Consider the following 11,980-nt stretch of genomic DNA (forward strand, 5'->3'; position numbering starts at 1 on the left):
TCTGTGATGGAAGCACCACAGTTGATTTTATCGCCAAGGCGGGATGCAGGCTGGCCGTTGATGAATACCCCGGAAGACCCCTGAGCGACCTGCATGGAAGGGCCATCCTTATTACAGGCCGCCATACTCTGGGTGGCGATAACTGCGGCCAGACTATTAATGAACACATTCGGGGAACCGGTGAGGAGCGTGCCTGCCTTCGACATGCTGCTGGCACCGGACTCCGCTATGCTGTCGCGGGCTTTTTCTGCCAGCACGCCGGTCCCCCAGCCCACCGCAAAACTGAGGCCAACCAGTAACACGCCGACCCCCAGGCAGGAGGAGGCGATACCCGCCATAAACAGCGCACCGGCAGCAATGCCCCCAACGGCCGCAATCAGCCCACCGACAATGGTGCCGGCAATCATACCCGCCAAAGCCCCCGAGTGCCCAATCCCATCCCCAACGCGCGCCGCTTCAAACATAACAATGTTCCTTATCGTTACTGGTTAAACGTAAAGCTCCCCAGCAGGGCGTTGAACCGGGATGCATCGACATCAGATAACACGGCGGTTTTCGACAGGGTGAAAACAAGAATGTGTGCGCTATCCAGCGCAAATACCGCCTGCTGCTGCCAGATACGCTGACCATCGCGGAGATAACTTGCCTGGACACTTTCACCTTCCAGCACCTGCTGCCCCAGCCAGATCGCCTCACGCTGCTGTGTTTTCCACCCCTTGAGATGTTGCGACATCAGTACCAGTTGCCGGTCGATATAGTCGTTTAGCGACTCCCCCTCATTGAGCGTGTCGCGGGTAACCGTAATGGCAGCGTCGCCTTCTTTTCCGGCTACAAATGCATTTACCGTACGATCCGTGTAGCCGTCAGGCAGTGTGATACAGCCCTCGGTAAAGACACAGTGGGCGGGAGATTGAGTCGTCAAAATAAAAGCCTCGAATAATGATGGGATGCCATAATCGGTAGCCGCCATGCCAATAGGCATAGCGGACAACCTGCTGATTATTTATTCAAATCAATACGATCACTGCCGATGACGTCGATGTGCACACCCTTGATCTGAATATTGCCGTTCTTGAAAATGGTCAGTGACCCGCCACCTGCAGTTGACAGCGTGATATCACCACCGGTCGAGGTGATCGTGATGTCTCCCGTCACCGTCAATTTATCGTTGCCCGTCACGTCCGTTTCACGGCCCGCCCCTATCGCAACTTTCTGTGCCCCCTGAATATCAGTCGCCTGATTTTCGACGATTTTCAGTACCTGATGACGCCCCACAACACTGACCTGATCCCGCCCGACGTTTTCTGCGTGATCGCCCCCCACCCCTGTACTGCGGTTATTGAGCACCACGGTGTTCATGTCCTTCTGGGCGTGGATAAACACCTCTTCCTGCCCGGCCTGGTCTTCAAAGCGCAGTTCGTTGAACCCGGCCCCTTTATGGGTACTGGTGCGCAGCGAGGTGCGGGTCTTGCTGGCCGGCAGCGGATACGGCGACGGGTTGGTGGCATGGAAGGTGCGCCCGGTGACGATGGGCTGGTCCGGGTCGCCTTCCAGAAAGCTCACCACCACTTCATGGCCGATACGCGGAATGGCGATTAACCCGTACTGGCCGCCGGCCCAGCCCTGACTGACCCGCACCCAGCAGGAGCTCTGGTCGTCGCTGGCGCCGTAGCGGTCCCACGGGAACTGCAGCTTCACCCGGCCAAACTCGTCGCAGTAAATCTCTTCACCCGCCGGGCCGACCACGGTGGCAATCTGCGGGCCGTCCACCATCGGTTTGTACGGCAGCGCCGCCCGCCAGGTGGTGGTGGCTTTCACCACCTCGAAACTGTTGCTTATCGTGGTCGGCTCGCCGCCGCTTTCCTCTTCCAGCGCCTGCGGCTGCTGGCCGCTGTGGGTCACCGCCACCACCTGCCAGGCCAGGTTGAACGCCGGGTTCGGGTGCTCGGTCAGGGTAAAGCTGCTGCCCGGCATCAGTTCGGCGGCATTGGATTCGCCCGCCCCGGTCATGGCGCCGGCACGCAGCGCATCCAGCCGGTAGCCGGTAAAGGCCTTGCCGCTCGGGTCCTGCTTGAAGCGACCGGGGTAGTCGAAGTGCTGGTAGGATTCGCGCTGATGGTCCAGCTCGTTGCTCATCTTGTTATGCAGCAGCCCGTAGGCCGGGGTTTTGAAGCTGTAATCCTTCAGCGCCACTTCGGCGGTGCTCACCGCCTCGGCGTAGCGGAAACGGCGCACGTACGCCCCTTCCGACAACCCTTGCGTGGCGAGATTGAAGAACAGTTCCGGGCCTTTGCCGAGCGCGCCGGCGTCGTCGGCAAACACCACCCGGTGCTTGCCGGCCTCAAACTCGTGGAAGTAGAACAGCCCTTCTTCCGCCGCCAGTCGGTTGATGAACGCCAGGTCACTTTCGCGGTACTGCACGCAGTATTCGCGCACCGCGTGCTCATGGCGCAGGGCAAAGGCAAAGTCGGTAATCCCGGCTTCTTCCAGCAGGGTGCCGATAATCGCGTCCGGTTTTTGGGTCTGGAAGAGTCGGGCGTTGGTGCGCAAGCCCAGTCGCCACAGCGCCGGGCGCACCTCGGCCTGATAGCGGGTGCGGCGAAAGCCGGTGTCGCCCTGGGCAAAGCGGCTGACGATACCGCTGACCCGGCGCTGCAGCTCGCCTTCGTACCACACCAGCAGCTCGCACGGCTGGTCCAGCACCGCGCCGAAATCGATGCCGGGTAACGCGCTTGCCAGATTGAGCGACAGCGCAAACGGCTGGTTCAGCGCCTCGCTCAGCTCAAAATCCACCACCGCGAACGTCGTTTCCGGCAACGTGCCGACCTTCACGGTAAACTGCAATCCGGTACTGTTGGCCACCTGACTTTCTCCTTATTCCCTGTCTGCGTCCGCACTCAGCGATGACCGCCGCCATCGCTCAGGGCAGGCTGAAAACGACAACACCCGGACCGGAGTCCGGGTGACGGCGTGATTACGCTTCGATCGGCGCGCGCCAGTCGTCAGAGCCGGAAGTCCCGGCCACGGTGTGCTCCCAGTCCACCTTGCGGTAGGCCAGCGACACTTCAATAAGCTGGGTGTAATCCTGCTTGGACGGGTCCTGGCAGTGCGGCATCTGGTTGTTGATGTCGACGATGGTGGCGTCGGTCAGGGTGGTGGTGAAGAAATGCTCCTGCTTGCCTTCGACAGAGGTGCGATACCACTTCAGGGTCACGGTCGGCAGCATTTCACCGGACGCCAGCGCGTTATACAGCAGCGGCACGGCCTTGTTCAGCGCGACGGTGAACTTGAACGGTTTGTGCACGCGCTGACCGGCAGGCTGGCCGGACTGCGGGTCGGTCGGCACGGTGACGATGTGTTTGAATTCCTGCACCAGCATCTCGTCTTCGTGGCCCTGCACGTAGATGTTGCCGACGGAGTCGGAGGTGAAGGCACCGGCGGTGATGTTGCCCTGGGTTTTCCCTTCGATGCTGATATAGCATGGAGTTGGCATAGTCTTGCTCCTTGTTGTTGAACGGTTAGTGTGACTTCACCGCTTACAAAGCAATGACTGTGCCAGTTTTTATTGCATTGTTTTTAAAGAGAAAAATAATATCGCCATTTTCCCTAAGTCAAACTTGAGCAAAAAGTTGCGCAGACTTCCCGAAAAAACGGCATCCATTGCGCAAACAGGGATTTATGCTGGAAAGTGAGCAAGAAGTTGCGCAGATTTTGCGATCATTCTGCGGGTGACTGTTTTTCGATCTATTAGTGGCTTGTTTTTTGTGATTTTTATCACGTTTTTGATTTTTATGAACGCTGGGATGCCAATGTGTTTACCGCATATTGCTGTGCCAGATATCCCGTCGAGTGATAAAGAAAGGCATTCCGGCACGGGGAAAGACAGCACCAGATAATCCGGCTTCATCATGCTGATTTGTGAGACTAAAGACCCACTCAAGAGGTAAAGATAGTGTCGGCACCCTACCCGCCATGTCTTGCGGCATCCACCCCTCAACTTATTGAGTCCGACGAAAACCAACGGGTATACCTGCGTCTCATGCATGAAGACTGGCCCGATAGCATCGGGCCACAAAGAACAGAGGTAAACAGGATAAAAGTGAATGAAAATCACGCTAATGAGTGTGATTTAAACATGAAAGGGATATTCCTATCGCTGCCCTTCTCAGCCCGCTTTGCCGCTGTCATTTATCCTGAGTATGTCGGGGGCGAGAGCGTGGGGTGCGCGGGATTAACTGCCCCTGCTCGTCAAAATAGCGGCTCGGCCAAATCTCATAGGCCGGTACCCCCAGTGCATCAGCAATCAGCTGCTCCCCTTTAGGCCACGGACGGATAAGCGCATTACCCAGTGTGGAGGAATTCAACCCCGCCGCCCGCGACACGGCGGCCATCGTAGTTCCCCGTTTGTGAAGCCTGGCGATAATGTCGGCAGAATGCCAATCGATTCTAACCATTTGATTTACCTCATTCAAAGACTTGAAGTCCGATAAGGATAAGTGGATGAATGTTATCTTTAGTAAGTCTAAAGATGATTCATCTTAAGGAATGCTAAAGATGATGTCAATATAACCAATAACAGGAAAAGTTATGGTGCCGCAGCGTCTAAGAGCCGCAAGAGAACGTGCAAAAATTTCACAGGAAGAACTGGCGCTAGCCGCCGGGATTTCTGAGGATACGGGTTACTCAAGAATGTCACACTATGAGAATGGCAGGCACAAACCAAAATTTGAGCTGATATGTACGTTTGCCAAAATACTGGATGTACCGGAAGGATACTTCTACACACTGGATGACAGCTTTGCTGAAGCCATGCTGAATTTGCATGCTGGCGAGCTGGTTCAGTGGAGAAAAAACACATCTAATTAATTGAAAAAATTAGCGATCCCTGTAAATACAAATCACCATCTTTATGAACTCTAAAGATAAATTCTATTGAGCAATGCTAAAGATCTCCGTGAAATCCTCATTGGGAGCACGGCATGATCCCCAAAAGACTCAAAGAAGCACGCTTACACGCTAAACTCACTCAGGAAAAACTGGGTGTACTGGCTGGGCTTGAAGAAGCTACGGCTTACTCACGCTTGTCTCATTATGAAAATGGTACGCACAAGCCGACCTTCGAGCTGGTGTGCGAGTTTGCTCGCGTACTGGACGTACCAGAATGCTATTTCTATATAGTGGATGATGAGTTTGCGCAAGACGTGCTTGAGTTATTTCGAAGCAAGAGGAGTGGTTAGGATTAGGCCCTGTCTTTTAATTTGGCAACCAGCGGTTCTCAGCGTATAGCAGGTACTGGCTTTCATCAGTCAATAGAACATGCTGGTCACCAGTAGCAAGTTCAGCGCAGGGCTCCCCCAGCTTGTGTACAACCCGACTTCCACGCCTGCCAGACTGGCGATAATGGCTGACCAGTCAATAAACATGCTTTGTCAGATCAAGTGCAATCAGGGTGGCAACAATACAACCGCCTACAACCCTTGTCGTACCGGCACTGACCGAGATTACAGTTCCCGCTCCAGCGCATTGCAGTAGCTGGCTGAAATAGTGTTACCTCTCCAACGCGCTGGTATCCCGGTTAGCCAATGTCCTGAAGTAATACAGTGAAAATAAAACTTATCATTCCAATTTTAGGCTACCGCTTAAACCGACTATAAAGAGTTTGCCATAAACATCGTGGTAGCAGAAAGGTAATCGGCACCCCGCCGTCATCGGAAAAATTGCAAGGGCAACATAGAAAACTTCTTCTGGATAAATAAACGCTGAATTATAGAAAAACAATTCTGCGATACTGTCTAAAAACCCGTATTAAGGATTGTGATATCCGTAATACGGGCTCATCAACTTTCACTCCGTCCCTCGCTGTGTTTTTTTGTCTTCTCCGGGCATACGCCATTCTGCACTGGAGGAATCTATGACATCTCATCAGTTATTACGCCTGAAACAAGTGGAAGAAAAAACCGGCCTGAAGCGCTCGCAAATCTATTTGTATATGAAAGACGGAACCTTTCCGGCCTCAATAAAGATTGGTCCCGCCAGCGTGGCCTGGCTCGAATCTGAAATTGACGAATGGATTAACGTCAAATTAGCCAACCGCTTAACGCGCTGAAGGGAGATACAGCATTATGTTCCCCTCACTGAATTACGCGGTGTTAACACACGCCCTTGCTGCGCTTAAGGACGGTAATTTTCGTTATTGTGAAACGTTAGGATTCACCTTTGACGAATTAAATGCCCTCAATCAGCTCTCCCTCGACGAATTCTTTATCGTCAGCCGGGCATCAGCGCAATTTATGGCATTGACTGTCCGCCATGACGTCCTACAGCAGATTCTGACGTTATCCCGCAAGGAAGCGCTGCGCCAACAACAGATTACCCGGGCCATCAGATTGGGAGGATCAATAGCCCTCCTGCACCACTTCTTTGGCCTCACCTCAAATGAGGTCTGCACTCGTCGCCGGTTATTGGGCGTCACCATTCCTTATGGCCGAACGCCCATCCCCGATGAAGCCATTGATGCCGAAATCTGGCGGTTATGGCAGAAAAGCCGACCTGCAAACCTTGAAACGCCTGACGCACTGGAAGTGATGATGCAGATCACCGAAGCATTATCGTCGCGGGAGGAAGCGCCTTCGCTCGCCGTTGTCTGGAACCGTATCACCCTTTGCGAAAAGGAAGCACCGAACAGGAGGACATCACATGCCGGATGAGATCGATCGCGATCAGGAATTTAATGAGCAACGTCTGGAAGAAATGATTGAACAAAATCGTTTTAAACCAGCAACCACACCCTCATTACATTACTGCCGTTTGTGTGGTGAGCCGATTCCCGAGCAGCGACGGCAAACTCTGCCGGGCGTGACAACCTGCACGGAATGCCAAACCATACTTGAACGACGCGAACGCTGTTAATATACATGCAGACGCGCAGAGAATAGTGTTTCTCTGTACGTCTGCTTATTATATTAATAAATATAACGCTTGTTATAAGCGTTAAAACGATGAGCAAAAAACGTCGCCATTATTACTTATCTGCATTAGCTCAGACTTGATATGAAGGTGTTTTGTGTTAGAGAATGATTAAGTTTGACAGTCGGCAATGAGCGAAATATAGACTTTCATACCCTGAACGTTACGCTATTAGGTGATCCAGGGTATGCACTTGCTGGTTACGAATATTGAGCGAGAATCATGCGATGATCACCGCTTTTCTTTCGAGCTAGCAAGTGCTCCACGTTCGTTAACGAATACTCAGGGCATGCAGACAAACTGCTGACTATATTTCTTTCGAAGAACGTGGAATGCATACCAATCCTCGATAAAAAGGAGTTGGTGATGACTGCGATAAATCAGTTTACTGCTCATATTGGCCTCGACTGGGCGGATAAAAAGCACGATGTATGTGTTCAGTTTAATAATGGCGAGCGAGTCTTCCATGTCATTGAACATACGCCAGAAGCACTTGATACCTGGCTGAAAGCATTGCACAAAAAAGTGAAAGGCAGGATCGCAGTCGCCATTGAACTTAAAAAAGGCCCGGTGGTTTTCGCGCTACAAAAATACCCGTTTATTACTGTTTTTCCTGTTCATGCGTTATCGCTTGCTCGCTACAGGCAGACCTTCTGGCCCAGCGGGGCAAAAGACGACCCGCAGGATGCAGAACTGGCGCTGGAACTGATGTTACGTTATCCCAAAAAGATCAAAGCCATTGAACCCGACAATGCGGATATTCGACTACTTCAACAGCTGGTTGAACAGCGTCGGCAACTCATTGAAGACAAACGTCGTTTTGTGAACAGGTTAATCAACACTCTCAAACAATATTATCCTCAACTTCTGGAATGGTTCTCACATCGAGGTAGCTTACTGTTGTGTGAACTGATTATGAGATGGCCCAGTCTGCAACAACTGAAACGCGCCAGGCGCGACACTATTCGCAACTTTCTTAATGCCAAAGGTGGCCGCGCAACAGTCCTTACCGAGCAACGAGTTGCGAGTATCGACAATGCGATCCCGTTGACGACAGACCCGAGTGTTATAGAGGCTAATGCTTTGATGGCAACAGCACTGGCGGCACAAATTAAAGTCGTGAGTGAAATCATCAAAACCTATGACGAACGAATCGAAACGCTGTTTGATACATTGCCAGATGCAGAGCTGTTTAAATCACTTCCGGGCATGGGGCCGTGTATGGGCCCACGTATGCTTACTGCACTTGGAGATAACCGTGACCGTTTTAATAGTGCAGAAGAAATTCAAAACTACGCAGGTATCGCGCCAGTAACCGAGCGAAGCGGTCAAAAATCCTGGGTACACTGGCGATGGCAATGCGCCAAGTTCGTCCGTCAGACATTCGTGGAATGGGCTGCGAAGACGGTTAACTCATCATATTGGTCCAGACTGTATTATCAGAGCCTCAGAAAAAAGGGTAAATCTCACCAGTCTGCTATCCGGGCACTGGCGTTCAAATGGATCCGGATAATTTATAGCTGCTGGAAGAACAGAACCTGTTACAACGAAGCAAAATACTTACTGGCGCTGGAAGAGCGTAAATCGCCCTTACTGAAGCCATAAAAAGCTTGTTGAATGTCTCAGGGCGTGAAGCGGCAGTTGAAGACAATCATGAACGATCTATGACTCGATACTTACTTAATGCACCGTTATTCAAAGGGTTAAGTAAAAAAATATTACCTGTCACCTCAGTGCAATGCAATCTAAGGGCTCAAAGACCCCCTTTGAGTACACCGTAAGTTTTAAAATGTGAGATAAGTTTATTTTACATATTTTCTAATGCATTATCATACATCTCTTAAAATAAAGCATATTACTGAGGAAAAAATGTCCAACATTAATTTGTTCGATGATGTAGTGCCTTTAGAAAAACAACATCCAATATATATAATGATGAAAGAAGAACGCTACAAACCGGAGAGAGAAGTAATTAATCAATGGGCAAAAGGATTTCAAGACCGAGACAATAAATTTGCTAAGGAATTTCAAACAAGTTTTGAACCTTGCCTATGGGAGTTATATCTTTTTGCTTATCTGAAAGAATTGGGCTTAAGGAACGACTTTTCATACGACGCTCCTGACTTCGTCGTCAATCATCCAGAATTTTGCATTGAGGCAACTATTGCACTTCCAGCACAAGGAGACCTTGGAGCGCATGGTTTCAGTAAGGAAGATATGCCGAGAGATTTTAATAAATTTAATTCTGAAGCTTCTATTCGACTTAGTAATAGCTTTATATCAAAGGTTAAAAAATTAAGATCGAGATATTCTCTACTTCCTCAATGTAAAGAAAAACCTTTTGTAATCGCCATAGCTTCATTCGACAGACCTTTTGCACACTTTGCAGCAGCCAGGCCCATACTTGCAACATTATATGGCCTATACCATGATGAAGAAGCAACCATTGAATCAGGGGCAAAGAGTATAATTACTTATAACGTCGACGCTGCAGTAAAAAAAGAAAATGTTAATATAGATATGGGGTTATTCTGCACACCTGAATATTCGGATGTAAGTGCTGTGATTTATAGTAGTTTGGCTACTTGGGGAAAAGTAAGAGCCCTTGCGGACAACCCTTCAGCTCTAACGATTTATACATCATTTACTCCAAAGGAAAACTCATTATATCCTGAAGTTCATCAAGCCCCAAAAAGTGATTATGTAGAACACCTAGCGGATGGGTTATATATTTTACACAACCCATTTGCCAAGCATCCACTGCCTAAAGAGACACTAAGTCATCCAAGAATAGCGCAAGGTTATGTTGAGCCAGATGGATACGTTAATTTTATAGCGCCAGATGATTTTCTTTTATTACGTTTTTTACAATCGTTAAATTTTAAAGAGTAGTAATTATGGTCATATCTAATTACTTTACATAGATAACACCCAGAAAGGGCACTTTTCTTAAAACTCAGCTGTCAAAGATTTAGAGTGGTTATCTAGCGGCATGCTTCCGCATCTGCTAGTGCGGCTGAGTGGATTTCTTGTGCCCTCTAAATAGCTTCGCCAAATAGTAGATCACTTGAAGGGAACTCAGTCCGAGTTGAGCGATCTGATCAATCGCCAAATCAAAACAAATCACCAACCGGACTGAGCGATGCCGATCATAGCAGCAATCCCTGATGAAGAACGACAACTGATGCGTAAAGAGGCCCAACAGACTCATGATAAAAACTATGCCAGACGACTCATTGCCATACTGATGTTACATCGGGGAATGACTGCCACCGAGGTCGCCAGACTGCTCTGTGCTGCTCGTTCATCCGTCGGCCGATGGATAAACTGGTTTACTTTACATGGTGTTGAAGGACTAAAAAGCCTCAGACCCGGTCGGGCACCTTGCTGGCCGGTCGCGGATATCCAGCGTGTTCTTCCCTTGCTGGTTCAACGTTCGCCGAAGGATTTCGGCTGGCTGCGCTCCCGCTGGAGCACGGAATTACTGGCCCGCATCGTCAACCGGCTTTTTGACGTGACACTTCACCGCTCCACCTTGCACCGATACCTCAAACGGGCGGGTATGGTCTGGCGCAGAGCCGCGCCGACGCTGAAAATCAGGGACCCGCACCATGATGAAAAGCGGCTTGCTATTGAGCAGGCGCTGACTCAGGAATCGACGGCTAATCCTGTGTTTTATCAGGATGAAGTCGATATTGACCCTGACCCAAAATCCTGCTCCATTCAGAAACAGAATTCCGGCATGATAATGACTCCCCTGAACGGAGGTGGTGCCGATGAAAAAGTCGCGATTCACCGAAGAACAGATTGTGTTTGCCCTGAAGCAGGCTGAATTGGGTACTCCGGTGCCGGAAGTCTGCCGCAAGCTAGGGATTTCCGATGCCACTTTTTATACGTGGCGTAAGAAATACGGTGGGATTTCACCGTCAGAACTCAAGCATATGCGGCAGCTTGAAGAAGAAAACCTGCGGTTGAAGAAGCTGGTTGCCGATCTGAGCCTCGATAAAGCGATGTTGCAGGATGTCCTCGCAAAAAAGAGCTGACACTGGCACGTCTGCGCGAATGGGTCAGGGATTTACAAGCGCGCTACGGTGCCAGTGAGAGACAGGTCTGTTTTGCATTGCGGATCAGTTGTAGTTCGTTTCGATACCGTTCTGTTGCCGCTGATGACAGTGCGCTACGCCTGCGCATTCGTGAGATCACCGAAACCCGGGTGCATTACGGCTACCGACGGGTACATGTGATGCTCAGGCGCGAAGGCTGGCGTGATAATCACAAGCGGATCTACCGTCTTTACAGCCAGCAGGGGCTATCGTTACGTCTCAAGCGGCCACATCGCAACAAATCTGCCCAGCGACGTCAACCGCAAGCTCAGGGCTTATATCCGAACCATGTGTGGGGTATGGATTTTGTCTCTGATGCCTTGTTTGACGGACGTCGATTACGCCTGCTGACCGTTATCGATCTCTACACGCGCGAGTGTCTTGGGATCTGTGTGGGACAGAACCTTCGTTCAGCAGAGGTCGCTGAAATGCTGGATCATATCGCCAGTCATCGCCCGCTACCTCAGTTGCTGAAAACCGACAATGGCTCTGAATTTGCAGGAAAAATGCTGGATAAATGGGTTTACGAACGGGGTATCCGCATTGATTTTTCACGGCCGGGAACACCGACGGACAATGCCACGGTGGAATCCTTCAACGGCAGGTTGCGGCAGGAATGCCTGAACGAGAACTGGTTCATGTCTCTGGAGGATGCACGGTGCAAAATCGAAGCCTGGCGCATACACTATAATCAGAGACGTCCCCATTCTGCGCTGGGTTGGATGACGCCATCCGAATTTGCTCAAAAATCTGTCGGTTGCCAGAATATGCAGCCATCCTGAAGTCGAGAATTTCTGATTATGGGTGGATCAGATTCGGGGTCAGGGTCAGTACGGAGATGAGCGAAGAATTAGGCTTCTTTATTGGTTAGATGTTCATATAATAAAAAAATCGAGATTTGGCGTGTATTA

At 50.4% G+C, this 11,980-nt stretch carries 13 protein-coding genes and 1 pseudogene; 9 read left to right on the top strand and 5 right to left on the bottom strand.

Annotation, left to right across the window (positions count from 1 at the left end; all coding sequences use genetic code 11):
• The 5 genes from FDP13_RS19225 to FDP13_RS19245 all read right to left on the bottom strand — a co-directional run.
• The coding region (locus FDP13_RS19225; RefSeq protein ID WP_199886357.1) for a PAAR domain-containing protein at window positions 1-464 on the bottom strand (464 nt) is incomplete at its 3' end.
• A gap of 17 nt (window positions 465-481) precedes the next feature.
• Window positions 482-922, bottom strand: a complete 441-nt coding sequence (locus FDP13_RS19230; RefSeq protein ID WP_143840202.1) for a DcrB-related protein — start codon at window positions 920-922, stop codon at window positions 482-484.
• 77 nt (window positions 923-999) lie between these two features.
• Entirely contained in the window at window positions 1,000-2,862 is a 1,863-nt protein-coding gene (tssI, locus tag FDP13_RS19235; RefSeq protein ID WP_143840170.1) for a type VI secretion system tip protein TssI/VgrG, read from the bottom strand.
• A 112-nt stretch (window positions 2,863-2,974) separates the two neighbouring features.
• Window positions 2,975-3,493: an Hcp family type VI secretion system effector gene (locus tag FDP13_RS19240; RefSeq protein ID WP_012768188.1), complete on the bottom strand. Its 519-nt coding sequence runs from the start codon at window positions 3,491-3,493 to the stop codon at window positions 2,975-2,977.
• A 691-nt stretch (window positions 3,494-4,184) separates the two neighbouring features.
• Entirely contained in the window at window positions 4,185-4,454 is a 270-nt protein-coding gene (locus FDP13_RS19245) for a helix-turn-helix transcriptional regulator (RefSeq protein ID WP_143840171.1), read from the bottom strand.
• Window positions 4,455-4,587: 133 nt separating this feature from the next.
• Between FDP13_RS19245 and FDP13_RS19250 the strand changes: the two genes are divergently transcribed.
• From FDP13_RS19250 to FDP13_RS19290, 9 genes and pseudogenes are all read left to right on the top strand, one after another.
• Window positions 4,588-4,866 carry a helix-turn-helix domain-containing protein gene (locus FDP13_RS19250; RefSeq protein WP_143840172.1) on the top strand — a complete coding sequence of 93 codons (279 nt, stop codon included), beginning with the start codon at window positions 4,588-4,590 and terminating at the stop codon, window positions 4,864-4,866.
• 113 nt (window positions 4,867-4,979) lie between these two features.
• Window positions 4,980-5,237 carry a helix-turn-helix transcriptional regulator gene (locus tag FDP13_RS19255; protein ID WP_143840173.1) on the top strand — a complete coding sequence of 86 codons (258 nt, stop codon included), beginning with the start codon at window positions 4,980-4,982 and terminating at the stop codon, window positions 5,235-5,237.
• 674 nt (window positions 5,238-5,911) lie between these two features.
• Complete coding sequence (locus tag FDP13_RS19260; protein WP_038900932.1) at window positions 5,912-6,106, top strand: AlpA family transcriptional regulator; 195 nt, start codon at window positions 5,912-5,914, stop codon at window positions 6,104-6,106.
• A gap of 16 nt (window positions 6,107-6,122) precedes the next feature.
• Complete coding sequence (locus tag FDP13_RS19265; protein ID WP_143840174.1) at window positions 6,123-6,707, top strand: DUF2857 domain-containing protein; 585 nt, start codon at window positions 6,123-6,125, stop codon at window positions 6,705-6,707.
• The gene (locus FDP13_RS19270; RefSeq protein WP_143840175.1) at window positions 6,697-6,909 is read left to right on the top strand and encodes a TraR/DksA family transcriptional regulator; all 213 of its coding nucleotides are present in this window, start codon (window positions 6,697-6,699) and stop codon (window positions 6,907-6,909) included. The genes FDP13_RS19265 and FDP13_RS19270 overlap by 11 nt, the downstream gene beginning before the upstream one ends.
• Before the next feature lie 423 nt (window positions 6,910-7,332).
• A complete protein-coding gene (locus FDP13_RS19275) occupies window positions 7,333-8,571 on the top strand; it encodes an IS110 family transposase (protein ID WP_143840176.1) in 1,239 nt (412 codons plus the stop codon).
• A gap of 264 nt (window positions 8,572-8,835) precedes the next feature.
• Entirely contained in the window at window positions 8,836-9,858 is a 1,023-nt protein-coding gene (locus FDP13_RS19280) for a glycosaminoglycan attachment site (protein ID WP_143840177.1), read from the top strand.
• A gap of 250 nt (window positions 9,859-10,108) precedes the next feature.
• Window positions 10,109-10,678, top strand: a pseudogene (locus FDP13_RS19285) (IS630 family transposase); the annotation flags it as partial.
• Between the two features lie 64 nt (window positions 10,679-10,742).
• Window positions 10,743-11,851 (top strand): IS3 family transposase gene (locus FDP13_RS19290; RefSeq protein WP_143840203.1). Its coding sequence is split into 2 segments (ribosomal slippage): window positions 10,743-11,004 and window positions 11,004-11,851, totalling 1,110 coding nucleotides; the frame shifts between segments, so codons are not numbered across the junction.
• The last annotated feature ends 129 nt before the right edge of the window (window positions 11,852-11,980 follow it).

This window comes from Dickeya sp. ws52, from assembly GCF_007210685.1.
In the GTDB taxonomy this organism is placed as follows: Bacteria; Pseudomonadota; Gammaproteobacteria; order Enterobacterales; family Enterobacteriaceae; genus Dickeya; species Dickeya chrysanthemi.